Annotated in this window: 42 protein-coding genes; 2 read left to right on the plus strand and 40 right to left on the minus strand. The window is 33.1% G+C overall.

Annotated elements, in window-relative coordinates; translation table 11 throughout:
• The first annotated feature begins 106 nt into the window (after positions 1-106).
• Complete coding sequence (locus LGK95_RS16525; protein WP_226125876.1) at positions 107-886, plus strand: DUF3048 domain-containing protein; 780 nt, start codon at positions 107-109, stop codon at positions 884-886.
• 123 nt (positions 887-1,009) lie between these two features.
• On the opposite strand, the gene cwlD is transcribed toward LGK95_RS16525, so the two are convergent.
• Entirely contained in the window at positions 1,010-1,723 is a 714-nt protein-coding gene (gene cwlD, locus LGK95_RS16530; protein ID WP_404814467.1) for an N-acetylmuramoyl-L-alanine amidase CwlD, read from the minus strand.
• A gap of 162 nt (positions 1,724-1,885) precedes the next feature.
• On the opposite strand from cwlD, the gene LGK95_RS16535 reads away from it, so the two are divergent.
• Entirely contained in the window at positions 1,886-2,536 is a 651-nt protein-coding gene (locus LGK95_RS16535) for a superoxide dismutase (RefSeq protein ID WP_226125877.1), read from the plus strand.
• 108 nt (positions 2,537-2,644) lie between these two features.
• On the opposite strand, the gene rpsI is transcribed toward LGK95_RS16535, so the two are convergent.
• The 39 genes from rpsI to LGK95_RS16730 all read right to left on the minus strand — a co-directional run.
• The gene (gene rpsI / locus LGK95_RS16540; protein ID WP_226125878.1) at positions 2,645-3,037 is read right to left on the minus strand and encodes a 30S ribosomal protein S9; all 393 of its coding nucleotides are present in this window, start codon (positions 3,035-3,037) and stop codon (positions 2,645-2,647) included.
• 24 nt (positions 3,038-3,061) lie between these two features.
• Positions 3,062-3,496, minus strand: a complete 435-nt coding sequence (gene rplM / locus LGK95_RS16545; RefSeq protein WP_226125879.1) for a 50S ribosomal protein L13 — start codon at positions 3,494-3,496, stop codon at positions 3,062-3,064.
• 164 nt (positions 3,497-3,660) lie between these two features.
• Positions 3,661-4,395 carry a tRNA pseudouridine(38-40) synthase TruA gene (truA, locus tag LGK95_RS16550; RefSeq protein ID WP_226125880.1) on the minus strand — a complete coding sequence of 245 codons (735 nt, stop codon included), beginning with the start codon at positions 4,393-4,395 and terminating at the stop codon, positions 3,661-3,663.
• A 61-nt stretch (positions 4,396-4,456) separates the two neighbouring features.
• Positions 4,457-5,254 (minus strand): energy-coupling factor transporter transmembrane component T family protein, encoded by a 798-nt coding sequence (locus tag LGK95_RS16555; protein ID WP_226125881.1) that lies wholly within the window; start codon positions 5,252-5,254, stop codon positions 4,457-4,459.
• Positions 5,255-5,332: 78 nt separating this feature from the next.
• Positions 5,333-6,187 carry an energy-coupling factor transporter ATPase gene (locus tag LGK95_RS16560; protein WP_226125882.1) on the minus strand — a complete coding sequence of 285 codons (855 nt, stop codon included), beginning with the start codon at positions 6,185-6,187 and terminating at the stop codon, positions 5,333-5,335.
• The gene (locus LGK95_RS16565; RefSeq protein ID WP_226125883.1) at positions 6,172-7,017 is read right to left on the minus strand and encodes an energy-coupling factor transporter ATPase; all 846 of its coding nucleotides are present in this window, start codon (positions 7,015-7,017) and stop codon (positions 6,172-6,174) included. Before LGK95_RS16565 ends, LGK95_RS16560 begins: the two co-directional genes overlap by 16 nt.
• Positions 7,018-7,180: 163 nt before the next feature.
• Entirely contained in the window at positions 7,181-7,522 is a 342-nt protein-coding gene (gene rplQ, locus LGK95_RS16570; RefSeq protein WP_226125884.1) for a 50S ribosomal protein L17, read from the minus strand.
• Between the two features lie 12 nt (positions 7,523-7,534).
• Positions 7,535-8,482: a DNA-directed RNA polymerase subunit alpha gene (locus LGK95_RS16575; protein ID WP_226125885.1), complete on the minus strand. Its 948-nt coding sequence runs from the start codon at positions 8,480-8,482 to the stop codon at positions 7,535-7,537.
• Positions 8,483-8,545: 63 nt separating this feature from the next.
• The gene (gene rpsD / locus LGK95_RS16580) at positions 8,546-9,166 is read right to left on the minus strand and encodes a 30S ribosomal protein S4 (RefSeq protein ID WP_226125886.1); all 621 of its coding nucleotides are present in this window, start codon (positions 9,164-9,166) and stop codon (positions 8,546-8,548) included.
• Between the two features lie 38 nt (positions 9,167-9,204).
• Positions 9,205-9,597: a 30S ribosomal protein S11 gene (rpsK, locus tag LGK95_RS16585; protein ID WP_226125887.1), complete on the minus strand. Its 393-nt coding sequence runs from the start codon at positions 9,595-9,597 to the stop codon at positions 9,205-9,207.
• A 15-nt stretch (positions 9,598-9,612) separates the two neighbouring features.
• Entirely contained in the window at positions 9,613-9,981 is a 369-nt protein-coding gene (rpsM, locus tag LGK95_RS16590; protein ID WP_226125888.1) for a 30S ribosomal protein S13, read from the minus strand.
• A gap of 142 nt (positions 9,982-10,123) precedes the next feature.
• Positions 10,124-10,237 (minus strand): 50S ribosomal protein L36, encoded by a 114-nt coding sequence (gene rpmJ / locus LGK95_RS16595; RefSeq protein WP_021122033.1) that lies wholly within the window; start codon positions 10,235-10,237, stop codon positions 10,124-10,126.
• A 15-nt stretch (positions 10,238-10,252) separates the two neighbouring features.
• Positions 10,253-10,471: a translation initiation factor IF-1 gene (infA, locus tag LGK95_RS16600; RefSeq protein ID WP_125002904.1), complete on the minus strand. Its 219-nt coding sequence runs from the start codon at positions 10,469-10,471 to the stop codon at positions 10,253-10,255.
• 7 nt (positions 10,472-10,478) lie between these two features.
• The gene (locus LGK95_RS16605) at positions 10,479-10,760 is read right to left on the minus strand and encodes a KOW domain-containing RNA-binding protein (protein WP_226125889.1); all 282 of its coding nucleotides are present in this window, start codon (positions 10,758-10,760) and stop codon (positions 10,479-10,481) included.
• A gap of 14 nt (positions 10,761-10,774) precedes the next feature.
• A complete protein-coding gene (gene map, locus LGK95_RS16610; protein ID WP_226125890.1) occupies positions 10,775-11,521 on the minus strand; it encodes a type I methionyl aminopeptidase in 747 nt (248 codons plus the stop codon).
• Entirely contained in the window at positions 11,518-12,171 is a 654-nt protein-coding gene (locus tag LGK95_RS16615; RefSeq protein WP_226125892.1) for an adenylate kinase, read from the minus strand. Before LGK95_RS16615 ends, map begins: the two co-directional genes overlap by 4 nt.
• 22 nt (positions 12,172-12,193) lie before the next feature.
• Entirely contained in the window at positions 12,194-13,474 is a 1,281-nt protein-coding gene (gene secY, locus LGK95_RS16620; RefSeq protein ID WP_226125894.1) for a preprotein translocase subunit SecY, read from the minus strand.
• Entirely contained in the window at positions 13,475-13,915 is a 441-nt protein-coding gene (gene rplO / locus LGK95_RS16625) for a 50S ribosomal protein L15 (protein ID WP_226125898.1), read from the minus strand.
• Between the two features lie 18 nt (positions 13,916-13,933).
• Positions 13,934-14,113: a 50S ribosomal protein L30 gene (gene rpmD, locus LGK95_RS16630; RefSeq protein ID WP_226125903.1), complete on the minus strand. Its 180-nt coding sequence runs from the start codon at positions 14,111-14,113 to the stop codon at positions 13,934-13,936.
• A gap of 12 nt (positions 14,114-14,125) precedes the next feature.
• Entirely contained in the window at positions 14,126-14,623 is a 498-nt protein-coding gene (gene rpsE / locus LGK95_RS16635; RefSeq protein ID WP_226125908.1) for a 30S ribosomal protein S5, read from the minus strand.
• Positions 14,624-14,640: 17 nt separating this feature from the next.
• Positions 14,641-15,003: a 50S ribosomal protein L18 gene (rplR, locus tag LGK95_RS16640; RefSeq protein ID WP_226125909.1), complete on the minus strand. Its 363-nt coding sequence runs from the start codon at positions 15,001-15,003 to the stop codon at positions 14,641-14,643.
• Between the two features lie 20 nt (positions 15,004-15,023).
• On the minus strand, positions 15,024-15,563 hold the full coding sequence (gene rplF / locus LGK95_RS16645; RefSeq protein ID WP_226125914.1) for a 50S ribosomal protein L6: 540 nt from the start codon (positions 15,561-15,563) through the stop codon (positions 15,024-15,026).
• 199 nt (positions 15,564-15,762) lie between these two features.
• Positions 15,763-16,161 (minus strand): 30S ribosomal protein S8, encoded by a 399-nt coding sequence (rpsH, locus tag LGK95_RS16650; RefSeq protein ID WP_226125916.1) that lies wholly within the window; start codon positions 16,159-16,161, stop codon positions 15,763-15,765.
• Positions 16,162-16,193: 32 nt separating this feature from the next.
• A complete protein-coding gene (locus LGK95_RS16655; protein WP_071614619.1) occupies positions 16,194-16,379 on the minus strand; it encodes a type Z 30S ribosomal protein S14 in 186 nt (61 codons plus the stop codon).
• A 15-nt stretch (positions 16,380-16,394) separates the two neighbouring features.
• Entirely contained in the window at positions 16,395-16,937 is a 543-nt protein-coding gene (rplE, locus tag LGK95_RS16660; RefSeq protein ID WP_226125918.1) for a 50S ribosomal protein L5, read from the minus strand.
• 22 nt (positions 16,938-16,959) lie between these two features.
• Entirely contained in the window at positions 16,960-17,283 is a 324-nt protein-coding gene (rplX, locus tag LGK95_RS16665) for a 50S ribosomal protein L24 (RefSeq protein ID WP_226125920.1), read from the minus strand.
• 17 nt (positions 17,284-17,300) lie between these two features.
• On the minus strand, positions 17,301-17,669 hold the full coding sequence (gene rplN, locus LGK95_RS16670) for a 50S ribosomal protein L14 (RefSeq protein ID WP_226125921.1): 369 nt from the start codon (positions 17,667-17,669) through the stop codon (positions 17,301-17,303).
• Between the two features lie 36 nt (positions 17,670-17,705).
• Positions 17,706-17,960: a 30S ribosomal protein S17 gene (gene rpsQ, locus LGK95_RS16675; protein ID WP_226125922.1), complete on the minus strand. Its 255-nt coding sequence runs from the start codon at positions 17,958-17,960 to the stop codon at positions 17,706-17,708.
• Positions 17,961-17,981: 21 nt separating this feature from the next.
• Positions 17,982-18,194, minus strand: a complete 213-nt coding sequence (rpmC, locus tag LGK95_RS16680; RefSeq protein WP_226125924.1) for a 50S ribosomal protein L29 — start codon at positions 18,192-18,194, stop codon at positions 17,982-17,984.
• Positions 18,184-18,627, minus strand: coding sequence for a 50S ribosomal protein L16 (gene rplP / locus LGK95_RS16685; RefSeq protein ID WP_226125926.1), 444 nt, complete (start codon positions 18,625-18,627; stop codon positions 18,184-18,186). The genes rpmC and rplP overlap by 11 nt, the downstream gene beginning before the upstream one ends.
• A 25-nt stretch (positions 18,628-18,652) precedes the next feature.
• Complete coding sequence (rpsC, locus tag LGK95_RS16690) at positions 18,653-19,318, minus strand: 30S ribosomal protein S3 (RefSeq protein WP_226125928.1); 666 nt, start codon at positions 19,316-19,318, stop codon at positions 18,653-18,655.
• A 16-nt stretch (positions 19,319-19,334) separates the two neighbouring features.
• The gene (gene rplV / locus LGK95_RS16695) at positions 19,335-19,670 is read right to left on the minus strand and encodes a 50S ribosomal protein L22 (RefSeq protein ID WP_226125929.1); all 336 of its coding nucleotides are present in this window, start codon (positions 19,668-19,670) and stop codon (positions 19,335-19,337) included.
• A gap of 20 nt (positions 19,671-19,690) precedes the next feature.
• A complete protein-coding gene (gene rpsS / locus LGK95_RS16700; protein WP_071614628.1) occupies positions 19,691-19,972 on the minus strand; it encodes a 30S ribosomal protein S19 in 282 nt (93 codons plus the stop codon).
• A gap of 61 nt (positions 19,973-20,033) precedes the next feature.
• On the minus strand, positions 20,034-20,867 hold the full coding sequence (gene rplB, locus LGK95_RS16705; protein ID WP_226125931.1) for a 50S ribosomal protein L2: 834 nt from the start codon (positions 20,865-20,867) through the stop codon (positions 20,034-20,036).
• A 55-nt stretch (positions 20,868-20,922) separates the two neighbouring features.
• Positions 20,923-21,216 (minus strand): 50S ribosomal protein L23, encoded by a 294-nt coding sequence (rplW, locus tag LGK95_RS16710; RefSeq protein ID WP_226125933.1) that lies wholly within the window; start codon positions 21,214-21,216, stop codon positions 20,923-20,925.
• Positions 21,216-21,836: a 50S ribosomal protein L4 gene (gene rplD, locus LGK95_RS16715; RefSeq protein ID WP_226125935.1), complete on the minus strand. Its 621-nt coding sequence runs from the start codon at positions 21,834-21,836 to the stop codon at positions 21,216-21,218. The genes rplW and rplD overlap by 1 nt, the downstream gene beginning before the upstream one ends.
• Before the next feature lie 24 nt (positions 21,837-21,860).
• A complete protein-coding gene (gene rplC, locus LGK95_RS16720) occupies positions 21,861-22,490 on the minus strand; it encodes a 50S ribosomal protein L3 (RefSeq protein WP_226125940.1) in 630 nt (209 codons plus the stop codon).
• A 120-nt stretch (positions 22,491-22,610) separates the two neighbouring features.
• Positions 22,611-22,922 carry a 30S ribosomal protein S10 gene (gene rpsJ / locus LGK95_RS16725; protein WP_449727681.1) on the minus strand — a complete coding sequence of 104 codons (312 nt, stop codon included), beginning with the start codon at positions 22,920-22,922 and terminating at the stop codon, positions 22,611-22,613.
• 401 nt (positions 22,923-23,323) lie between these two features.
• Positions 23,324-24,052: EF-Tu C-terminal domain-related protein (locus tag LGK95_RS16730; RefSeq protein ID WP_264174589.1), on the minus strand; the 729-nt coding region annotated here is incomplete at its 5' end.

A 24,052-nucleotide genomic window follows, 5' to 3' on the forward strand; every position in this document is an offset into this window, starting at 1 on the left:
AAATTTAATACCCGTTATATATAAACTTAATAATATTTAAATAATTTATGGTTATAATTTATAAATAATATTATTAAAATAATATATAGATACTAAGGGGGCCCTCATGGTAAATCAAAAGTTTTCTGTTCTTATATATTTTTTAAGCGCTATATTAGTATTAATCCTTTCAATTTTTCTTTATAAAATTGTTACACATATTTATTACGTTTATCCATATGACAAAACAGGCATATCCAAATATACTTGTGAACAAACTGCCAGTATTAATAGTAGTAAAATAGCAAAAATAGCGACTTTTAGTAATACTAATAATAAAACACCAATTATAGGGCTTAATAGTGCTGACATTGTTTTTGAATTCCTAACTAAATCTAATGGCATCACTTATAAGGCTGTATTTAGCAATGAGGCAGCTAAAAATATTGAATCCACAATTAACTTAAAAAATTATTCTAATGAACATTTACCAATACTTAATATTTCTGCTAACATGAAAAAAGCATACATTATAAATAAAAAGGCAACCTCGATCTTTGTAAATTTTAATGAAGATATAACATCAAACTTTTTATATGAAGATGGTGATTATTATCATTACAGAGGTTTAGAAGTTGATAAAGATAATAATACTCCTGTTAAGCTTACTAATATTATCATACAATTTATGCATGGTAACATTATAAGCGATAAAACATTAGCATCGCCTGTCGCTTCTGGGACTGGATTATTATTTAGCAATGGAAAAGCTCAAGATATTAAGTGGAACCAAGCGAAAAACTCTCAGATGAAAATTACAGATCAAAAAGGAGCACCTATTTCATTAGTACCCGGACCTATATGGTGGGTATTTATTGATAGGGATTCTTCTGTTGCTTACGATTAATAAGTAATTAGTATCGATAATTTAAATACAACCTTAAAAAGACATATGCTTGAAATAATATGTCTTTTTAAGGTTGCTATATTATTATATTGGAATTTATTAAAATAAATATATTATAATTATTTATTTGGGGGTATTTTTAAAATACTCACTTATTGATTTACTTATAGAATTTGAAATTTTTCCTTGATACTCATCAGACTTTAATTTTTGCTCCTCATCCAAATTTGATAAAAATCCACATTCCACTATAACACTTGGCATGTCATCATTCTCCCTTAATATCTTATAAGCGGTTTTAGCTGGCTTTGGAACTCTCTTATTACTCGCATCTAAATCTGTACGGAAGTTTTTCTGAAGTATACCAGCCAATGCAGCGCTATCTTTATAACTGGAGTACCACACTTGGGCTCCATAATATTTGCTCTCGGTAAAATAATTTAAATGTATACTAATAAACATATCGCAATTACTTGATTCTTTTAAATTACACCTGTTCTTTAGATCTTCACGGTACCTTTCTCTTATAGTTCCCTTTGTTGAATAAAGTCCTGAGTCGTCTTCTCTAGTCATAACTACCTCATAACCTGCTTTCTGTAAGCTTGCTTTAAGTTTTTTTGCTACACTAAAATTAATATCTTTTTCTACGGTACCATTTTTAGAACTAGTTCCACCATCCATTCCACCATGGCCTGAATCAATAAGTATTTTCTTACTGCCTATTAAATTAGTACTCATAGTTTCTTTTGCAAGCCCTATATTTACCCCTAGAAGGCTTACCATTCCTAGTGCAATTACAATGACAATAGCTATTAATTTATTGTTTCTGTACTTCAATTCACCCATCCCTTTATTTATTGCTATGTGTAATTTTATTCAACTTACAGCTAATATATTATTGTTTAAATATAACTTCATTTTAAATTTTATGAATTCCTATATAATATAGAGTTACACAAATTAGATTCCCTTACATATAATATTTATTGAGGTGATTTAATGTACAATATAAAACCTAGAACATTCGATTTTGAATCAGTAACCGATATTTCTAAAAAGCAACTCGAAGAACATTACAAATTGTATACAGGTTATGTAACAAAGTTAAATGAAATTTGGAACACTCCTTATATACCTAGTAATTATACTGATAGCAACGCTACTTATTCCAAAATGCGCAGCTTAAAACTAGGCGAAACATATTCACTAAACGGTGTAAAACTGCACAACCTTTATTTTGAAAACATGACTGGAGGCAGTAACGTCCCTTATGGTCCATTATTTAATGCTATTATAAACCAATTTTCAACCTATGATAATTTTATCTCCTACCTTACAAACGTAGGATTATCCATGAGAGGTTGGGTAGTTCTTACTCTGGATTTACTTGATAACAAATTACACATAATTGGAAGTGATGCACATGATACCGGTGCAGTATGGCTTTCTTGCCCAATATTAATAATGGATGTTTACGAACATGCCTATTTTATGGACTTTGGAACAGATAGGAAAAAGTATATTTCTACATTTATTAAAAATATAAATTGGAGTATTTTAAATGACAGATTTAAAAAATATGTTTCACCAATAAATTATATGGATATGAATCAACGTAGGTATCGCCAATATAATTTTCTTAATGAATAGGTGCTGAATATATCTTAGATAAAAAATAACTTAGAGACGTTTTATCCACCTATTAAAAGCAAAAATCCCCCAAACAAAATTGTTTGAGGGATTTTAATATTGTAAGGACTATCTCTTTGAGAATTGAGAAGCCTTTCTTGCTTTTTTAAGACCGTATTTCTTTCTTTCTTTCATTCTTGGATCTCTTGTTAAAAAGCCTGCTTTTTTAAGCTCTGGTCTTAAAGTTTCATCAGCTTTTAATAATGATCTAGAAATTCCGTGTCTTATTGCTCCAGCTTGACCTGTATATCCGCCACCATTTACATTAACTAAAATATCAAATTTATCTTTAGTTCCTGTTAATACTAAAGGTTGGTTAACAATAAGAATTAAAGTTTCTAATCCAAAATAATTTTCTATGTTTCTTTTATTTATAACTATTTTACCTTCACCAGGTACAAGTCTTACTCTTGCAACTGATTTCTTTCTTCTTCCTGTTGCTATATATTGAACCTTTGCCATTATATGTCCTCCCTTCAAATCTAATTAGTATTTAAGTATTAGTGTTTCTGGGTTTTGTGCTTCATGTTTATGTTCTGGTCCTCTGTAAACAGTTAATTTTTTAAGTGTTTGACGACCTAATGGTCCCTTTGGAAGCATTCTTCTTACTGCCTCTTCAAAAATAAACTCAGGTTTTTTAACCAATGCTATTCTATATGGAACTTCTTTTAATCCACCTGGATAAAAAGAGTGATGTCTTAACATTTTTTGGTCTAATTTCTTACCAGTTAAAACTATCTTATCAGCGTTAATTACAATTACAAAATCTCCTGTATCAACGCTTGGTGTAAATGTTGGTTTATGCTTACCTCTAAGTATTGCTGCTATTTGACTAGCTGCTCTTCCTAAAACTTTACCTTCTACATCTACAACGAACCATTTTCTTTCTACTTCTAGTGGTTTAGCTAAGTATGATTTCATTATTTTCCCTCCCTGAACTTTTAACAATTAAAATTCTATGCTAAAGATCCGGGGCTAGTGGATCTTATACACGATATTTTATACAAACATTAATAAGTATAATACATTCTACCGGGTGTGTCAATGTTTTTACATAGGATATAACAAGTTTTATATCTTTTATTTTAATAAAAAACTTTCTCTAAACATAATCCACCAGCAGGAACGGCTTTCCCAGCTTTTGATCGCTCTTTTGACTTAATTATATCTTCTATTTCACTGGGTTTTATCTTTCCTTCCCCAACCCGAATTAATGCCCCAACTATTATTCTAACCATATTATATAAAAATCCATCAGCCGCAATGTATATCTTTATAATATCTTCATTTTTTATAACATCTAGTTTAGTTATAGTCCTTACAGAAGTTTTAACAGAACTACCTAGATTTTTAAATGCAGAGAAATCATGAGTACCCATAAAATATTGCGAGGCCAATTTCATGTCTTCAACATTTAATATCTTTTGGTGATGATATATGTAATTACGCCCTATTGCAACAGACTGACGCCTATTAATTATAGTATAACTATACATCTTACCAACGCTATTATACCTTGCGTGGAACTCATGAGGAACTTCATAAGCCTCTAGGATTACAATATCACGTGGAAGCTTGCTATTAATTGCGCCTGAAAATTTTTCTACAGCTATCTTACTGTTAGTATAAAAGTTACCTGCATATCCTTTTGCATGAACCCCCGCATCAGTTCTACTAGAACCAAATATTAGTGCTTTTTCACCTGTAATCTCTCCAATAGAACTCTCTATCTTTTCTTGAATAGTCATGACATTATTTTGCCTTTGCCATCCACAATAATCTGTTCCATCGTATTCTATTATTAGTTTTATATTTCTCATATCGCCACGTCCTTTTCTATTTATACCTAGGATTTATAATCCTTTGCACCCTAGTAGAACATTATGTTCTACTAACAATAGTAATAACAATTAGCAATGTGAAAGCGATACTTGCAATATAATCTTTATTAGTTACCTTTAGTTGTTTCATTCTAGTTCTTCCTTCTCCGCCCTTATAACATCTTGATTCCATAGCCATTGCTAATTCATCTGCCCGCCTAAACGAACTTATAAATAATGGTACTAATATAGGAACTAAGCTTTTAGCTCTACTTATTAAATTCCCAGATTCAAAATCAGCACCTCTTGCCATTTGTGCTTTCATTATTTTATCAGTCTCATCCATAAGAGTAGGAATGAACCTTAATGCAATAGTCATCATCATTGCCAATTCATGAGCTGGTACCCCTATTCTTTTAAATGGGTTTAGAAGTCTTTCTATTCCATCAGTTAACTCTATAGGAGACGTTGTCAGTGTTAGTATTGACGTTCCCATAATTAAAAACACCAGTCTAATTATCATGAATGCAGCAATTACTAAACCTTCTTTATAAATACTTATAATCCCCCACTGAAAAATTAATTCTTTCCCACTAGTCATAAAAATATTTAATACTGCTGTAATAAGTAATAAAACTAAAATCGGTTTTAACCCATTGTAAATATACTTAACAGATAGCTTTGATATTAGTATTGTAGCTAAAATAAATATAAATATATATAAGTAGCCTTCGAAATTATTTACCAAAAATAGGTCAACAATAAATAATATAGATATTAGTATCTTAAATCTAGGATCTAATTTATGTATAAACGACTCCCCTGGTATATATTGGCCTATTGTAATATCTTTAATCATACAAATTCCTCCAATGTGTTGTAAAAAGCACATATTACTGTTTTATATATGATGCCTTAACAAGGCAAAAAATTCGTACTAGTTCTCTTTGAGTATTTTAAGTAACTCTTGTTTAGCTTTTTCTATGGTAAATATATCTTGGGACAATTTAAATCCTTTATTATGCAAATCTCTAATTAAGTATGTCATCTGTGGAACTGCAAGCCCTACATTTTCTAATGTTTCTATTTCCCTAAATATTTTTTCAGGTGTTCCATCTAGGATGCATTTCCCCTTATCCATTACCAGTATTCTATTCGCTACTTTAGCAACATCTTCCATACTATGAGATACTAATATTATAGTAATGTTGTTTTCTTTGTATAACTGAACGATTTTATTTAAAATATCATCTCTACCTTTTGGATCTAGTCCTGCTGTTGGTTCATCTAAAATTAAAATCTGAGGTTCCATAGCTACTACTCCAGCAATTGCTACTCTTCTCTTTTGGCCACCACTTATTTCAAAGGGCGACTTGTCCTTATACTCTTCATAGTCAAGTCCAACAATTTTCATAGCTCTCTGAACTCTTTTATTTATCTCATCATTATCTAGACCTAAATTTTTTGGTCCAAAAGCAATGTCTTTTTCAATAGTTTCTTCAAAAAGCTGGTACTCAGGGTATTGGAATACTAATCCAACTTTTTTTCTTATGCTCGTAAGTTTCACCTTTTTCTTTGTTATATCCATGTCATCAATTAATAATCTACCTAATGTTGGTTTTAAAAGTCCGTTTATATGTTGTATTAAAGTCGATTTACCAGAGCCTGTATGCCCAATTAGTGCAACAAATTCCCCTTGATTTATTTCTATAGATACATTATCAATAGCTTTTTTTTCAAAAGGAGTTTTTGGCATATATATATATGTTAAATTTTCTATTTTAATTGACATAATGCGTTCACCATCTCATCTATAGTTAATATATCTGATGCTATATTAATACCATTTTGTCTAAGTTCGTATGCAAGTTCTGTAACTTGCGGAACATCTAACCCTATTTTTTTCATAACAGGTACATTTCTAAATATTTCTTTTGGTTTCCCATTCATTACAATTTTACCACTATCCATAACTACAATTCTATCCGCTTCTACTGCTTCTTCCATATTATGAGTTATTAGAATTATTGTTATTCCATACTTTTTGTTTATTTCTTTTATTGTTCGCATAACTTCTTTTCTACCATATGGATCAAGCATTGCTGTTGGTTCATCAAAAACAATACACTTTGGCATCATTGCGAGAATACCCGCAATAGCTACTCTTTGTTTTTGACCACCCGAAAGTAGATGTGGGGCGTGCTTTCTATACTCATACATTTGTACACTTTTTAACGAATCATCAACTCTTTTTCTAATCTCTTTAGGATCTATGCCCAAGTTTTCCGGACCAAATGCTACATCTTCTTCTACAATTGTTGCAACAATTTGATTATCTGGATTTTGAAAAACCATGCCAGCTACATTCCTAATTTTCCATAGATTAGATTCTACAGAAGTTTGTAATCCATCTACATAAATTTCTCCTTCAGTAGGTATTAATAGTGCATTTATATGTTTAGCAAAAGTTGATTTTCCAGAGCCATTATGCCCTAGTATCACTAGAAACTCACCCTTTTCAACCTCTAAATCCAAGCCATCTATGGCTACTTTAGGTTGTTCATCTTCACTTTGAGGGTACTTATAAACAAGTTTATTACATCTTACCATTTTTTCACCCATAAGTGTCACTCCCAACGTCTACGAATATGAATATATCAAACTTAAAATATATTAAATTATTTTAATTACCAACCTCAATATGAATATTTTTTGTTATATTTGATTAAATTTGAATAGTAAAATGGGGATTAAGTTTGAATTCACTTAATCCCCTTGGTTCAAACTATACTAATTCTATTATACTCATTTCTGCTGCGTCGCCTCTTCTTGGACCCATTTTCATTATTCTAGTATATCCGCCGTTTCTCTCAGCATACTTGGGTGCAATATTATCAAATAAATCTTTAACAACGCTTTCTTCAGTAATAAATGCAAGTGCTTGCCTTCTAGCATGAAGATCTCCTCTTTTTCCAAGAGTTATCATTCTTTCAGCAAATTTTCTAGTTTCTTTTGCTCTAGTTACTGTAGTTTCAATTTTACCATATTTCAACAAATTAGTTGCAAGACTTCTAAACATTGCAATTCTTTGATCAGTGGCGCGCCCTAATTTACGATATTGTGCCATGTGTTTCCCTCCTTACTCTTCAGTTAGTTTTAAGTTCAAACTCAAAGCTTGAAGTTTCTGTTCAACTTCTTCAAGTGATTTCTTACCTAAATTTCTAACCTTCATCATATCATCCATTGATCTTTCTGTTAGTTCCTGAACTGTGTTAATTCCAGCTCTTTTTAAGCAATTATAACTTCTAACGGAAAGATCGAGCTCTTCAATAGTCATTTCAAGAACTTTTTCTTTCTTATCTTCTTCTTTTTCAACCATTATTTCAACATTATCAGCATGATCTGTTAATGTCATAAACAACTTAAAGTGTTCGATAAGTATTTTAGCTGATAAACCAATAGCTTCATCTGGTCTAATCGTTCCATTAGTCCAAATTTCAATAGTTAATTTATCATAATCAGTAATCTGGCCTACTCTAGTGTTTTCCACAGCAAAATTTACTCTTTTAACTGGAGTATAAATTGAATCTACTGGTATTGTAGCTATAGGTAGCTCTTCTGTCTTATTTTTACTCATAGACACATAGCCTCTACCTCTATTAACAGTTAGTTCCATATATAATTTAGCATCATCATCCAATGTTGCTATATGTAAATCACTATTAACAACTTCAATATCGCCATCAGTTTTTATATCTGCTCCAGTAACTACTCCAGGGCCTTTAGCATCAATACAAATAGTTCTAGGACCTTCTCCAGTCATTGTTAATGCCAAGCTTTTGATGTTTAGAATTAATTCTGTAACATCTTCTTTGACACCCTTAACTGTTGAAAATTCATGAAGCACGGTATCAATCTTAACTGCACTTGTAGCAACTCCAGGCAATGAAGAAAGAAGAATTCTTCTTAATGCATTACCTAAAGTTATACCATAGCCTCTTTCTAATGGTTCAATTATAAACTTACCATAAGAACCATCTTCAGCTGTTTCTACACATTCTATTTTTGGCTTTTCTATCTCTAACATAATAAACCCTCCTCTTTTTTAATTGGCAACCTATTATGAGGGCAACTGATTCTATATTAATGACTATTTGCTGTATAACTCCACGATTAAAGTTTCGTTAACAGGAACATCTATATCTTCCCTAGTTGGTTGTGCTAAAACTTTTCCTTCAAATTTCTCTAAGTTAGCTTCTAACCAATTTGGTAAAGTTTTAGGATTTTCAAGGAAAACCTTAAACTTCTCAGTAGCTCTGCTTTTATCACATGCAGATACTACTTCATTTGCTGTTAAACTGTAAGAAGGAATATCTACCTTTTTACCATTAACTAAGAAATGTCCGTGAGTTACTAGTTGCCTAGCTTCTTGTCTTGAATTTCCGTAACCTAATCTATAAACTACGTTATCAAGTCTCACTTCTAAAAGTCTTAATAGATTTTCACCTGTTATACCTCTTAACTTGTCAGCTTTTTCATAGTATCTTCTGAATTGACTTTCAAGCACTCCGTATATTCTCTTAGCCTTTTGTTTTTCTCTTAACTGTAATCCATAATTAGACATTTTCTTCTTACTCTGTCCATGTTGTCCTGGTGCATAGCCTCTTCTAGCAAATGCACATTTATCTGTGAAGCATCTATCACCCTTAAGGTTTAGCTTCATACCTTCTCTTCTGCAAAGTCTACAAGTAGCTCCAGTATATCTTGCCATTCAAATTACACCTCCTATTTACTATCCTATTAATTTAATCATACTCTTCTTCTCTTTGGTGGTCTACATCCATTATGAGGAATTGGTGTAACGTCTTTGATTAATGTGATTTCTAATCCAGCCGCTTGAAGTGATCTAATAGCCGCTTCTCTACCTGCTCCTGGTCCCTTAACGAATACGTCAACACTCTTTAATCCGTGCTCCATAGCTGCTTTTGAAGCAGCTTCTGCTGCCATTTGAGCTGCAAAAGGAGTACTTTTTCTTGATCCTCTAAATCCTAATCCACCTGCACTAGCCCAAGATAAAGCATTACCAGCTGCATCTGTAAGTGTAACGATGGAATTATTGAAAGTAGACTTTATGTGTGCACAACCGTGCTCAACATTTTTTCTTTCTTTTTTTCTTCTACTTCTTTTAACTTTTTGAGCCATGTTATTCCCTCCTTACTATTTCTTCTTACCCGCCATTGTTTTCTTAGGGCCTTTTCTTGTTCTAGCGTTAGTTTTAGTTTTTTGTCCTCTTACTGGAAGACCTTTTCTATGTCTTATTCCTCTATAACATCCAACTTCCATTAATCTTTTTATATCTAGAGCAACTCTTCTTCTTAAGTCACCTTCAATCATAAAGTTCTTTTGAATGTATGTTCTTAATTCATTAACTTCTTCTTCAGTTAAGTCCTTAACTCTTGTTTCAGGATTTATTCCTGTTGTTTTAAGGATTCCCTTTGATTTTGTTGAACCAATACCAAATATATATGTTAAACCTATTTCTACTCTTTTTTCCCTTGGTAGGTCAATACCTGCTATTCTTGCCATTTACTGTTTACACCTCCCACGTAATTGTTGTTATAATTTTATCACATCTGTGTCTTATAAAACGATGTAATAAGGATTTATTATTAATATATTAACTTTTACATATAATACTTAAATTAATATCATTTGTAAATAAAACCGATCAACCTTGTTTTTGTTTATGTTTAGGATTTTCACAGATAACCATTACTCTTCCTTTTCTTTTTATAACCTTACATTTTTCACACATAGGTTTAACTGATGGTCTTACTTTCATAGCTAACCCTCCTTATTATTTGTCTCTCCAAGTTATTCTCCCACGAGTCAAATCATATGGGGAAAGTTCCACTGTAACCTTATCACCTGGTAGTATTCTTATAAAATTCATTCTTAGCTTTCCTGAAATATGAGCTAAAATTTTGTGCCCACTCTCAAGTTCAACTTGAAATATTGCATTGGGTAAAGTTTCTAACACCACACCTTGCATTTCAATTATATCATCTTTTGACATAAGGTAATCAAACCTCCTTACCAATATCTGCAGACTGCAAAAATATTTTAATTTTTGAATTAGTAACCTCTTTTTTAGATAAAATTATATCTCTAATCTCTTCAGCTACTGTGTCAGTAAAATTTAGATGTTTAACCTTCTTTTTTTTAGGTTTTTCAATCTTTCTTAACTCTCCATCAGAAATATACACATACTCGTTATTAAGTATTCCTACTACAATAAAATCTCTGTGCATATCTCTTCCCGCTTTAGAATGTACCACCTTACCTACAAGGCTATTTTTATCCAAATCATTCACCTCAATTAGCTCAAAGTTAGTATTTCAGGACCACTTTTTATAATAGCAACAGTATTTTCATAATGTGCAGATAAACTGCCATCTCTTGTTACTACTGTCCACCTATTAGACTTTACTTTGACATAATGCTTTCCTGTGTTTATCATAGGTTCAATTGCAAGTATCATACCATGGACTAACTTAGGACCCTTATTGGGAGCACCATAGTTAGGAATTTCCGGATCTTCATGCATTGACTTGCCAATTCCATGACCTACAAAGTCCCTAACTACAGAATATCCAAGGCCTTCAGCGTAACCCTGAATTGCGGCAGATATATCTGATAATCTATTGCCAATTATAGCTTTTTCAACGCCCTTAAAGAAACTGTTCTTAGTTGCTTCAATAAGCATTGAAGCTTCATTAGATACCTTTCCTACTGGAAAAGTTCTTGCAGCATCGCCATGATAGCCATTTAATATAGCACCACAATCTATGCTAATTATGTCTCCTTCAAGTAAAATCCGGTCACTTGGAATCCCATGAACCACTTCATCATTAACAGATGTACATATGGAAGCTGGAAACCCATAATAACCCTTAAAAGATGGTTTAGCACCCTGTTTTATTATGAACTCTTCAGCTAATTTATCTAGTTCTGCAGTGGTAATTCCAGGTTTTATTCCCTGCTGAATTGTTGCAAGAGCTTCTGAAACCACTTTACCCGCATTTCTCATATATTGAATTTCCATATCACTTTTTATGTTAATCATTTTTTTATCGATTCTAAGATACTATAAATACTTTCAAATACACTGTCAATTGCTTGCGTTCCATCAACTGCTGATAATAAGTTTTTGTCATCGTAATACTTTATCAATGGTTGTGTCTGAGCTTCATATATGTCTATCCGTTCATTAACGGTATCTTCTGTGTCATCAGCTCTTTGTACAAGATCACATCCACAAACATTACATTTTCCCGCAGCTTTTGGCGGATTGAATGTAACATGATAGCTAGCACCACATGTAAGACAAACTCTTCTACCAGTCATTCTACTTAGAATAAATTCTCTAGGAACCTTTATTAGTAACGCTATATCAAGGCTACTGCCCTGCTCATCTAATAAAGTTTTTAACGCTTCGCCTTGATTAACAGTTCTAGGATAGCCATCTAGTAAAAATCCATTTTTGCAATCTTCATTATTTAGCCTATCCTTAATTATATCTATAGTCAATTTATCAGGAACTAAATGTCCCTTATCAATATGTTTCTTAGCTTCGATTCCAAGAGGGGTTTTTTCTGTAATATTCTTTCTGAATATATCCCCTGTTGATATATGTGGGATGAAGAACTTATTGCTTATAGATTTTGCTTGCGTTCCTTTTCCGGCACCCGGAGGACCTAACAAGATTATTCTCATAATACCATCTCCTGGTAATAAATTATTTAAGGAATCCTTGATAATGACGCATTACTAATTGTGACTCAAGTTGCCTTAAAGTCTCAAGAGCAACATTTACCATAATTAGCAACATTGTGCCTCCAAAGTATATTCCTTTAAACTGAGTAAATCCTTCTACAATAATAGGGAATAGTGCTATAACACCTGCAAAAGAACCTCCAATTATTGAAATTTTAGTAAGCACATTATCAATGTAACTTGCTGTATTCTCCCCTGGTCTAATACCTGGTATAAATCCTGATGATTTTGACATGTTTTCAGCCATTTCATCCGGTTTAAATGTTACCTGGGTATAAAACCATGTAAAGAATACTATTAATACAAAATACACTAATGAATATTTCCAACTATTTGTTTCAAATATGCTCCAAGGACTTCCTGTAATGAATTTTGCAATTGCAGATGTCGGTTTAAGTTGTGCTATTGTTGCTGGGAATGTCATTACTGACATTGCAAAAATTATACCGATAACTCCAGATCCATTTACATTGATTGGAATATGTGTTGATTGCCCTTTAAAAACCTTGTTACCAATAGCTTTACCAGCATATTGAACTGGAATTCTTCTTTCGCTTAAGCTTGCTATTACAACAGCTACTAATAATGCTATAGCAACTATAATAAACATTATAACCTCTACAAAATTTACAGTGCCTGCCTTTTGAAGTCCAGCAATTTTATATGCTGTTGAAGGTAACGCAGATATAATATTGATAAATATTATTAATGAAACACCATTACCAATACCTTTACCTGTGATTTGCTCACCTATCCAAACCAAAAATGTTGATGCGGTGGTCATTGTTAGCACCACTAAAAATATGGTTAGACTGGATTTATCTGAAAATGCTCCTGTACCTGCAATAATCGCATACATACCAAATGCTTGTAGCGCACCAAGTACTATTGAAGCATATCTAGTATAATCCTGTATTTTCTTACGTCCTTCAAGCCCTTCTTTAGAAAGTTGTTCTAAATATGGAATTGCAATTACTAATAATTGCATTATAATCGATGCATTTATGTATGGACCAACACCCATAGCAAATATACTAAACTTACTAAATGCACCACCTGAAAGCATGTCATAAAAACTAAATAATGTACCTCCATTACTAGTTAAGCTTGCTAGCTTACTAGCATCCACACCGGGAACAGGAATGAAGATACCTACCCTAATAATTACAACCATAAGCAGTGTGAAAATCATACGTTTTCTTAAATCAGGAATTTTCCAGGCATTACGTAGGGTTGATAACAATTATATCACCTCAACTTTTCCTCCAGCTGCTTCAACTTTCTCAGCTGCTCCCTTAGATAATTTAAATACTTTTACAGTTAAGTTCTTTTCTAAATTACCATTTCCAAGTATCTTAACTCCGTCGTATATCTTTCTTACTACTCTTCTCTCTACTAACAACTCTTGTGTAACCTCAGTACCATTTTCAAATATATTCAGTCTATCTACATTTATACAAGAATATTTTTTTGCAAAAATATTATGAAACCCTCTTTTAGGTAATCTTCTGTATAAAGGCATCTGACCTCCTTCAAATCCTGGTCTTGTTCCTCCACCTGATCTAGAGTTTTGTCCATCTTGACCTCTTCCTGCAGTTTTTCCCCAACCAGACGCAGTACCTCTACCGATTCTCTTAGGGCCTTTTTTAGAACCTTCCGCAGGTCTTAACTCTTGAAGCTTCATGTCAACACCTCCTCTTTTTTATACTTGTTCAACTTTTACTAGATATATAATTTTGTTAATCATACCTTTGATCTGAGGAGTTTCCTCGTGCTCAACACTTTTTCTTATTTTTCTTAATCCTAAAGCATTAACCGTAGCAATATGTTCTTTCTTTCTACCTATTAAGCTTTTAACCAATGTTATTTTAACTTTAGCCAAGGTTTTCCCCTCCTATCTTAAAATTTCTTCTACAGTTTTGCCTCTTAGTTTAGCAACATCTTCTACTGTTCTTAAGCCTGCTAAACCTTCTATAGTAGCATTTACTACATTTCTTGCATTACTAGAGCCTAAAGATTTAGCTCTAACATCTTTTAATCCTGCTAATTCTAGAACTGCTCTAACTGGTCCTCCAGCTAAAACTCCTGTACCTTCAGCACCAGGCATTATGTGTATAACCGCAGTACCGAACTTACCATCAATAGTATGTGGAATTGTTGATCCAACCATAGCTACATTTATTAAGTTCTTCTTAGCATCTTCTATTCCTTTTCTAATTGCTTCAGGAATTTCTACAGATTTACCCATTCCAACGCCAACGTGTCCGTTTTCGTCTCCAACAACAACTAATGCGCTGAATCTGAAGTTTCGTCCACCTTTAACAACCTTAGCAACTCTGTTTATATTAACTACTTTTTCTTTAAGGTCTAATGTACTAGGATCTATTTTCATGTGTTTCCCTCCTTCTCTTAGAATTTAAGTCCAGCTTCTCTTGCTCCTTCAGCGAGGATTTGTACTCTACCGTGGTACACATATCCGCCTCTATCAAAAACTACTTCTTCTATTCCTTTTTCAAGTGCTCTTTCTGCAACCATTTTTCCTACTAGTTTTGCTGCTTCTTTATTGCTTCCTATTTTTTGTTCGAAAGCTTTATCTATACTTGAAGCAGAAACTAATGTGATTTTTGCAACATCATCTATTACTTGAGCATATATGTTCTTTTCACTTCTGTATATAGCTAATCTAGGTCTTTCAGCTGTACCAGAGATTTTTTTACGAACTCTAAGATGACGCTTAACTCTTGACTTTTGTCTATCGTCTTTCTTGAACACATCATTCACTCCTTCCTACTTTATTTACCTGTCTTACCTTCCTTACGTCTGACAATTTCGCCAGAATATCTGATTCCTTTTCCTTTGTAAGGTTCTGGTTTTCTCCAGGTTCTAATGTCTGCTGCAACAGCTCCAACTAATTGTTTATCAATTCCTTTAACTATTATCTTATTAGCATCAGGTAAAATAAATTGAATTCCTGCAACTGCATCTATTTCAACTGGATGTGAATATCCAAGACTTAATGTTATTTTAGCACCTTTAAGTTGTGCTCTGTAACCAACACCTACTAACTCAAGTGTCTTTTCGTATCCCTCTGTTACGCCAATAACCATATTATTTATTAATGATCTTGTCAATCCATGAAGAGCTCTATGCTCTTTTACATCACTTGGTCTTGTAACTACCACAGTATTGTCTTCCAAAGCTATATTCATTTTGGTACTCATGTTTTGAGTTAACTCACCTTTTGGTCCTTTTACATTGACAACATTTAGTGGTGAAACTGTAACAGTTACTCCATTAGGTATAGCTACTGGAAGTCTTCCGATTCTTGACATACTTACACCTCCTGTATTCTTTTCAGACACATAACAATTTTCAACTGCTATATCTCATATATTCATTTTAAGTACTACCCAATTACTAATTGTTTAGTCTCCATATTACTTTAAGCACATAACAACTTTATTATTTATAAATGATCTATTATTACTATGTACATAACAAACAACACAGTTATGCCTTAGAATTATTATACTACCAAATATAACAAATAACTTCTCCGCCTAGGCCTAATTTTCTAGCCTCTTTATCTGCTACTAATCCTTTTGAAGTTGATATTATAGCAACTCCGAGTCCATTCAATACTTTTGGAATATCTTCATTTTTAGAATATACTCTTAAACCTGGCTTAGATATTCTCTTAAGTCCAGTGATAACTCTTTCCTTGTTTTGACCGTATTTCATTGCAAGTCTCATCATAGGAACGACACCATCATTATATTCTTCGATGTTTTTAAGATATCCTTCTTGAAGCAATATATTTGCGATTTCCTTCTTTATAGTTGATGAAGGTACTTCTACTATTTCATGTCTAACAACATTTGCATTTCTTATACGTGTTAGCAAATCTGCGATTGGGTCAGTCATAACCATTTTTCGTGCCTCCTTTCATTAGAATGTTCTAATTACCAACTTGCTTTTCTGCAACCAGGAATTTCTCCCTTGTGTGCAAGTTCTCTAAAACAGATACGGCATATACCAAATTTTTGTAATACAGAATGTGGTCTTCCACATAGTCTGCATCTTGTATAAGCTCTAGTTGAATATTTAGGTTCTTTTTTCCACTTCTCTATTAAAGCCTTACGTGCCATATGTTAACCTCCCTATTATTGAGCAAATGGCATTCCAAGGAACCTTAATAACTCTCTTGCTTCCTCGTCTGTCTTTGCTGTAGTAACGAATATTATATCCATTCCTCTTACTTTATCTATTTTATCATACTCTATTTCTGGGAATATAAGTTGTTCTTTAATACCGATAGCATAATTTCCTCTACCATCAAATGCTTTAGAAGAAGCTCCTCTAAAATCTCTAACTCTAGGCAATGCAACGTTCATTAATTTATCAGCAAATTCGAACATTTGAGCTTTTCTTAGTGTAACTTTACAACCTATTGGCGTATTCTCTCTTAACTTGAAGTTAGCTATAGATTTCTTTGCTCTTGTTACGATTGGTTTTTGACCTGCGATAATTGACATATCACTAAGAGCTGCATCTAAAACTTTAGAATTATCTTTAGCTTCGCCAACTCCCATATTTAAAACTATCTTTTCAAGCTTTGGTACTTCCATTATATTTTTATAACCGAATTTCTCCATTAAAGCTTGAACTACTTCATTTTCATATTTTTCTTGTAGTCTTGAACTCATATGTTAAACCTCCTTTCAGAAATTAAAATGTTTCTCCACATTTCTTACAAACTCTTACTTTAGTCCCATCTTCTAGAATTTTACTATTTATTCTTGTTACATTTTTGCACTTTGTACAATATAACATAACTTTAGAACTATTAATAGCTGCTTCTCTGTGAGTTATTCCACCTTGCATATTTTGTTTGCTTGGTTTCTGATGTTTTGTAACCACACTAACATCTTTCACTAAAACCTTACCTTTTTTAGGATATACAGCTAAGACTTCGCCTATTTTGCCTTTGTCTTTACCTGATATAACCATTACTGAATCTTTCTTTCTTACGTGCACTTTTATAACTGCCATGTTAGCCACCTCCTATCTTATAAAACTTCAGGTGCTAGTGATAAGATTTTACTGAAGTCTTTGTCTCTTAACTCTCTTGCAACTGGTCCGAATATACGAGTTCCTTTTGGGTTTTTGTCGTCTTTGATGATAACAGCTGCATTATCATCAAATTTAACGTATGATCCATCTGCTCTTCTTAAGCCTTTTGCTGATCTAACGATAACTGCTTTAACAACTTCGCCTTTTTTAACAACTCCACCTGGTGTTGCACTTTTAACGCTGGCAACTATGATGTCACTTATGTTTCCCCATTTTCTCTTGGAACCACCTAATACTCTAATACACATAATTTCTTTTGCACCAGAATTATCTGCAACCTTTAACTTTGACTGCTGTTGTATCATATCAAATACCCTCCTTTCAGTCGTTAAACTGAAATATTATTTAGCTTTTTCAACTATTCCAGTAACTCTCCATCTTTTATCTTTAGATAATGGTCTAGTTTCCATAATTGAAACTTTATCATTAACTTTAGCTTCATTATTTTCATCATGAGCCTTAAATTTTGTTGTTTTATTAATTATCTTTCCGTATAACGGATGACGTACCTTTGTTTCAATTGCAACAACTACTGTTTTATCCATTTTATCAGAAACTACTTTACCTGTTCTTGTTTTCCTGTTATTTCTTTCCACAAGAGCAACCTCCTTTCAGTTTTACTGTTCAAAAGCCTTTATTTCTTCTTGCCTAAGGATGGTCTTAATTTGGGCTATAGATTTTTTAACTGCTTTAATTCTCATAGGGTTTTCTAGTTGCCCTGTAGCTAACTGAAATCTAAGGTTAAATAATTCTACCTTCAAATCAGACATCTTAACTAGCAAATCTTGAGGATTACTTTGTCTCAATTCATTTAATTCATTAGCCTTCAACGACTTCACCACCCATTTCCTCAAAATCTTTTCTAGATACAAACTTAGTCTTTATTGGAAGTTTGTGTGAAGCAAGTCTCATTGCCTCTCTAGCTGCTTCTTCTGTTACTCCTGCAATCTCGAATAAGACTCTACCTGGTTTAACAACTGCTACCCAATATTCTACTGATCCTTTACCGGAACCCATACGAGTTTCAGCTGGTTTTTCAGTTACTGGCTTATCAGGGAAGATTTTTATCCAAACCTTTCCGCCTCTTTTTACTTCTCTATTGATAGCAACTCTGGCAGCTTCTATTTGATTACTTTTTACCCAGCCACATTCCATAGCTTGTAGTGCATAATCACCATATGCAATAAAGTTTCCTCTTGTAGCTTTTCCTCTCATTCTACCACGTTGAACCTTACGATGTTTAGATCTCTTAGGCATTAACATGTCTTATTCCTCCTTCCTTACACTTCTACGCTTTTGCTTCTTCCTTAACGGTTTTCTTTGTAGGAAGAACTTCACCTCTATATACCCAAACTTTAACGCCAATTTTACCATATACTGTATTCGCTTCTGCAAATCCATAATCTATGTCGGCTCTCAATGTTTGACATGGTATTGTACCTTCATGGTAATGTTCAGTTCTAGCTATTTCAGCTCCGCCAAGTCTTCCTGCACAAGCAATTTTGACTCCCTTTACATTAGATCTCATAGCTCTTTGAATTGTTTGTTTCATTGCTCTTCTAAAAGAAATTCTTTTTTCTAATTGTGAAGCAACATTTTCTGACATTAATTGAGCATTGTTTTCAGCTTGCTTAACTTCTACTATATTAATTAAAACATTTTTGTCTGTTATAATTTTTTTCATATCAAGCTTTATAACTTCAATTCCAGAGCCGCCTCTACCAATTACCATTCCTGGTTTAGCAGTGTGTATGTTGATTTTAACTCTTTTAGCTGCTCTTTCAATCTCAATTTTAGAAATCCCAGCTGTGTAAAGTTTACTTTTCAAGAATTCTCTAATCTTAAAATCTTCAACAAGATTATCTGCAAAATTCTTTTTATCTGCATACCACTTAGAACTCCAGTCTTTTATTACACCAACTCTAAATCCGTGCGGATTTACTTTTTGTCCCATGCTATACCCCTCCTTTTTATATTCTCTCTGTAACTATTATAGTTATATGACTAGATCTTTTTCTTATTCTATAAGCTCTTCCTTGTGCACGCGGTCTAAACCTCTTAAGTGTTGGACCTTGGCATGCATAAGTTTTAGCAACATATAATCTATTAATGTCTAGATTTAAATTGTTCTCTGCATTTGCAACAGCTGATTTAAGTACTTTTGTTACTACTTCAGCTGCGTTTTTAGGAGTGTATTGTAATATAGCAAAAGCTTCATTTACATTTTTTCCTCTTATTAAATCAAGAACAATCCCGATCTTCATTGAGGACGTTCTCACATATTTAGCTATAGCTTTAGCCTCCATAATTGTTTCCTCCTTCCACACTATCTTACTTTACTTGTTCTTTCTCTATCAATATGTCCTTTAAATGTTCTAGTTAATGCAAATTCTCCTAATTTATGTCCTACCATATCTTCTAAAACATAAACTGGCACATGTTTTCTTCCATCATGTACTGCGATAGTATGCCCTATCATTTGCGGAAAAATAGTAGAACTTCTTGACCAAGTTTTTATTACTTTTTTCTCGCCATTCTTATTCATTTCATTTATTCTTTTTAACAGAACTTCTTGCACATAAGGTCCTTTTTTTACTGATCTACTCACTTTAGTGGCCTCCCTTCATACACAATAACCATAGTTTGGAAGAGAAAAATTTCTCTTCAAGCTATTTTCTATTTTTTCCTTTGACAATAAATTTGTCAGAGTATTTCTTAGTTTTTCTAGTTTTATATCCTAAAGCTGGTTTACCCCAAGGAGTCATCGGACTAGCGTGACCAACTGGTGCTTTACCTTCTCCACCACCATGTGGATGGTCATTTGGATTCATTACTGATCCTCTGACTGTAGGTCTAAATCCTAAATGTCTTTTTCTTCCTGCTTTACCTATGTTAACAATATCATGAGTTAAGTTAGAAACTGTTCCTATAGTAGCTCTACAGTTTACTCTAATATATCTCACTTCACCACTTGGAAGTCTTACTTGAGCATATTCTCCTTCTTTAGCCATAAGCTGAGCTGAAGAACCTGCTGATCTTACAAGTTGAGCGCCTTTACCAACCTGTAGTTCTATATTATGAATTGTAGAACCTAATGGTATATTAATTATTGGAAGTGTATTTCCAACTTTTATATCAGCATCGCTACCTGATTCAATTACATCTCCAACTTTTAATCCAACTGGAGCAATTATATATTTTTTTTCACCATCAGAATATACAACAAGAGCTATGTAAGCAGATCTATTTGGATCATACTCAATTGTTGAAACTTTTGCTGGAATACCATCTTTAGTTCTTTTAAAATCTATTATTCTGTAACTTTGTTTTGCTCCACCACCTCGGTGACGAACAGTTATTTTACCTTGATTATTTCTACCACCTTGTCTTTTAGTGCTTACAAGAAGTGATTTTAATGGCTTATCTGTTGTTATTTCTTCAAAATCAGACATAGTCATATTTCTTCTTGAAGGTGTGGTGGGTCTAAATTTCTTAATCGCCATGTGATTTCCCTCCTTCTTTTCGCTTATCTGGCCTCTGCCAATACCTGCTTAATAATTACATTCCATCAAAAAACTCAATTGTTTTGCTTTCTGTTGTTAAAGTAACAATAGCTTTTTTGAAATCTGCTCTTTTTCCAATGTGAACTCCAACTCTTTTAGTTTTACCCATATTCTTTAGTGTTCTTACATTCTCAACTTTAACTCCGAATACATCTTCTACTGCTTTTTTAACTTGAGTTTTATTTGCGTGAATATCAACTATAAAGGTGTATTTTTTATCCGCCATTACAGCCATACTTTTTTCAGTAATTATCGGTTTTCTTATAATATCATGGCTAGTTAGCTTCATTATATATACACCTCCTGGATTTTAGATACAGCATCCTTTGTAACTATGAATTTTTCATACTTTAATATGTCATAAACATTCAAGTTGTTTACTGGAGTTACTTGAACACCAGGTATATTTCTTGCTGATTTATAGACATTTTCATCTGACTTTTCAACAACAATTAAAGTTTTCTTAGCATCAAATGCTTTTAAAACCGCTAACATTGCTTTAGTTTTTGGTGAATCAAATTCTAAGCTATCTACAACTATCATTTCATTTGCAACTACCTTAGCTGATAAAGCTGATTTAAAAGCAACTCTTCTCATTGTCTTTGGTACTGACATACGATAATCTCTTGGCTTTGGAGCAAATACTATACCACCATGTATCCATTGTGGTGCTCTTATAGAACCCTGTCTTGCTCTACCAGTTCCTTTTTGTCTCCAAGGCTTGATTCCACCGCCTCGAACTTCAGCTCTAGTTTTAGCTGATTGAGTTCCTTGTCTTTTATTTGCTAGTTGTGCTACTACAACTTGGTGCATAGCATTTGTGTTGATTTCAACTCCAAATATATTTTCATTTAATTCAATGTCTCCAACTTTTTCTGCTTGTTTATTAAACAAATCTAATTTAAGCATTCTGCATCCTCCTTTCTTTTAAAATTACGCTTTAACTGCGTTTCTTATTACAACTGTGCCTTTGTTTGGTCCTGGAATACCACCTTTAATTAATATAATGTTCTTTTCAGACATTACTTTAACTACTACAAGGTTCATTACTGTTCTACTAACATTACCCATATGACCTGGCATACGTTTGTTTTTAAATGTTTTTGATGGATCGGAAGATGCTCCCATTGATCCAACTGCTCTGTGGAACTTAGAACCATGACTCATTGGACCTGTGTGCTGATTCCATCTTTTAATACAACCTTGGAATCCCTTACCTTTAGATATTCCTGATACGTCAATTTTGTCTCCAGCAGCAAATATGTCTGCCTTAAACTCTTGACCTACTTCATAAGCACTTATATCTTCCATTCTAAATTCTTTTACGAATCTTTTTAAAGATGTTCCTGCCTTAGCAAATTGTCCTTTCATTGGCTTGTTAACTAACTTTTCTCTTATGTCACCAAAACCAACTTTAATTGCATTGTAACCATCATTTTCAATGGTTTTCTTTTGAATAACAACACATGGACCTGCTTCAACAACTGTTACTGGAACAACCCTTCTATTTTCATCAAATATTTGAGTCATACCAAGCTTTTTACCCATTATTCCCTTTTTCATGAAAATACACCTCCTACTTATTAGCGGACCACAATAGTGATCATAATAGTTAGTAATAGTAATCTATTACTTACGCATAGTGAATTACACTTATACGCTTCATCGCACTTCTATGTACGCCTATAATTTTATTTCGATATCAACACCAGCTGGTAAGTCTAATCTCATTAGCGCATCAACAGTTTTAGGTGATGGACTAATGATATCTATTAGTCTCTTATGAGTTCTTATTTCAAATTGCTCTCTTGAATCTTTGTATTTGTGTGGAGATCTTAATACTGTAATTACATCTTTTTCTGTAGGTAGTGGTACTGGACCAGCTACTTTAGCTCCTGTACTTTTAGCAGTTTGAACAATCTTCTCAGCGGATTGATCTAATATGTTGTGATCAAAAGCCTTTAATCTAATTCTAATTTTTTGTTTTATCATTATTATTTCCTCCTTTTCATCGCACGCTCTACTTCTTACGTGCAACAGCGGATGTTCTGTAAACTGTTCCGGGTGTTGCATGCAATAAAGATATGGAACAAACTCACGAACCCCGTCGCCCGATTCAAGATCAGGACATGCTCGGTGAAGAATAACCCGGAAGTCCGGCAACCTCTTCCCTCATCGCTGTTACCACAATACAACCTCTAAAGTATACAACACTTCTTTTACTTATACAAGTTTTTTTTTATTTTATTTTGTTATTTCTCTATTTATTCTTCTATATGTATTTTGATTAAGTTTTAGAGTACACAAAAGGAGAAGAGCGTCCTCTTCTCCTTAATAATAAAAGCTTTTATTATGATTGAAATTACCAATTGATGTTTGTAAATATATTATAAATATTATTTAACTATTGAAGTAACAACTCCTGATCCTACTGTTCTTCCACCTTCTCTGATTGCAAATCTTAATCCCTCATCCATTGCTACTTGAGTTATTAATTCAACATTCATGTCTATGTGGTCTCCTGGCATTACCATTTCCATTCCGTCTGGTAATTTGATTGATCCTGTTACATCTGTTGTTCTAAAATAAAATTGTGGTCTGTATCCGTCGAAGAATGGTGTATGTCTTCCGCCTTCTTCTTTTTTAAGTACATATACTTGACCTACAAATTTAGCATGTGGATGTATTGAACCTGGTTTTGCAAGTACTTGACCTCTTTGAATATCTGCTCTTTGTACTCCTCTTAATAATGCCCCAATGTTGTCTCCAGCCATTGCTTGATCTAGAAGTTTTCTGAACATTTCAACTCCTGTACATACAACTTTTCTTTTATCTTCACTTAATCCAACGATTTCAACTTCTTCTCCAACCTTAAGTATCCCAGTTTCAACTCTTCCTGTAGCAACTGTTCCTCTACCTGTGATTGTGAATACATCTTCTACTGGCATTAAGAATGGTTTATCTGTTGCTCTTGTTGGTGTTGGAATGTAGCTATCTACAGCTTCCATTAATTCAGTTATACATTTTGATTGTTCTGGATCAGTTGGGTTTTCTAATGCTTTTAAAGCTGATCCTGTTATAATTGGGATATCATCACCTGGGAAGTCATACTCACTTAATAATTC

This window comes from Clostridium algoriphilum, assembly GCF_020443705.1.
GTDB classification, from domain to species: Bacteria; Bacillota; Clostridia; order Clostridiales; family Clostridiaceae; genus Clostridium_AD; species Clostridium_AD algoriphilum.

Bases quoted from the DNA above. Each gene is read 5' to 3' on its own strand.
- LGK95_RS16525 (WP_226125876.1), top strand. From the start codon at position 107: ATGGTAAATCAAAAGTTTTCTGTTCTTATATATTTTTTAAGCGCTATA.
- LGK95_RS16535 (WP_226125877.1), top strand. From the start codon at position 1,886: ATGTACAATATAAAACCTAGAACATTCGATTTTGAATCAGTAACCGAT.
- rpsI (WP_226125878.1), bottom strand. From the start codon at position 3,037: ATGGCAAAGGTTCAATATATAGCAACAGGAAGAAGAAAGAAATCAGTT.
- rplM (WP_226125879.1), bottom strand. From the start codon at position 3,496: ATGAAATCATACTTAGCTAAACCACTAGAAGTAGAAAGAAAATGGTTC.
- truA (WP_226125880.1), bottom strand. From the start codon at position 4,395: ATGAGAAATATAAAACTAATAATAGAATACGATGGAACAGATTATTGT.
- LGK95_RS16555 (WP_226125881.1), bottom strand. From the start codon at position 5,254: ATGATTAAAGATATTACAATAGGCCAATATATACCAGGGGAGTCGTTT.
- LGK95_RS16560 (WP_226125882.1), bottom strand. From the start codon at position 6,187: ATGTCAATTAAAATAGAAAATTTAACATATATATATATGCCAAAAACT.
- LGK95_RS16565 (WP_226125883.1), bottom strand. From the start codon at position 7,017: ATGGGTGAAAAAATGGTAAGATGTAATAAACTTGTTTATAAGTACCCT.
- rplQ (WP_226125884.1), bottom strand. From the start codon at position 7,522: ATGGCACAATATCGTAAATTAGGGCGCGCCACTGATCAAAGAATTGCA.
- LGK95_RS16575 (WP_226125885.1), bottom strand. From the start codon at position 8,482: ATGTTAGAGATAGAAAAGCCAAAAATAGAATGTGTAGAAACAGCTGAA.
- rpsD (WP_226125886.1), bottom strand. From the start codon at position 9,166: ATGGCAAGATATACTGGAGCTACTTGTAGACTTTGCAGAAGAGAAGGT.
- rpsK (WP_226125887.1), bottom strand. From the start codon at position 9,597: ATGGCTCAAAAAGTTAAAAGAAGTAGAAGAAAAAAAGAAAGAAAAAAT.
- rpsM (WP_226125888.1), bottom strand. From the start codon at position 9,981: ATGGCAAGAATAGCAGGTATTGACCTACCAAGGGAAAAAAGAGTAGAA.
- rpmJ (WP_021122033.1), bottom strand. From the start codon at position 10,237: ATGAAAGTAAGACCATCAGTTAAACCTATGTGTGAAAAATGTAAGGTT.
- infA (WP_125002904.1), bottom strand. From the start codon at position 10,471: ATGTCAAAAGATGATATAATTGAAATGCAAGGTGTGGTGTTAGAAACT.
- map (WP_226125890.1), bottom strand. From the start codon at position 11,521: ATGATTAACATAAAAAGTGATATGGAAATTCAATATATGAGAAATGCG.
- LGK95_RS16615 (WP_226125892.1), bottom strand. From the start codon at position 12,171: ATGAGAATAATCTTGTTAGGTCCTCCGGGTGCCGGAAAAGGAACGCAA.
- rplO (WP_226125898.1), bottom strand. From the start codon at position 13,915: ATGAAGCTTCAAGAGTTAAGACCTGCGGAAGGTTCTAAAAAAGGCCCT.
- rpsE (WP_226125908.1), bottom strand. From the start codon at position 14,623: ATGAAAATAGATCCTAGTACATTAGACCTTAAAGAAAAAGTAGTTAAT.
- rplF (WP_226125914.1), bottom strand. From the start codon at position 15,563: ATGTCAAGAATCGGAAGACTTCCAGTAGCTATACCTAATGGAGTAACT.
- rpsH (WP_226125916.1), bottom strand. From the start codon at position 16,161: ATGGTTATGACTGACCCAATCGCAGATTTGCTAACACGTATAAGAAAT.
- LGK95_RS16655 (WP_071614619.1), bottom strand. From the start codon at position 16,379: ATGGCACGTAAGGCTTTAATAGAGAAGTGGAAAAAAGAACCTAAATAT.
- rplE (WP_226125918.1), bottom strand. From the start codon at position 16,937: ATGAGTTCAAGACTACAAGAAAAATATGAAAATGAAGTAGTTCAAGCT.
- rplX (WP_226125920.1), bottom strand. From the start codon at position 17,283: ATGGCAGTTATAAAAGTGCACGTAAGAAAGAAAGATTCAGTAATGGTT.
- rplN (WP_226125921.1), bottom strand. From the start codon at position 17,669: ATGATACAACAGCAGTCAAAGTTAAAGGTTGCAGATAATTCTGGTGCA.
- rplP (WP_226125926.1), bottom strand. From the start codon at position 18,627: ATGTTAATGCCTAAGAGATCTAAACATCGTAAGGTTCAACGTGGTAGA.
- rpsC (WP_226125928.1), bottom strand. From the start codon at position 19,318: ATGGGACAAAAAGTAAATCCGCACGGATTTAGAGTTGGTGTAATAAAA.
- rplV (WP_226125929.1), bottom strand. From the start codon at position 19,670: ATGGAGGCTAAAGCTATAGCTAAATATGTGAGAACGTCCTCAATGAAG.
- rplB (WP_226125931.1), bottom strand. From the start codon at position 20,867: ATGGCGATTAAGAAATTTAGACCCACCACACCTTCAAGAAGAAATATG.
- rplW (WP_226125933.1), bottom strand. From the start codon at position 21,216: ATGAAGCTAACTAGCCATGATATTATAAGAAAACCGATAATTACTGAA.
- rplD (WP_226125935.1), bottom strand. From the start codon at position 21,836: ATGCTTAAATTAGATTTGTTTAATAAACAAGCAGAAAAAGTTGGAGAC.
- rplC (WP_226125940.1), bottom strand. From the start codon at position 22,490: ATGAAAAAGGGAATAATGGGTAAAAAGCTTGGTATGACTCAAATATTT.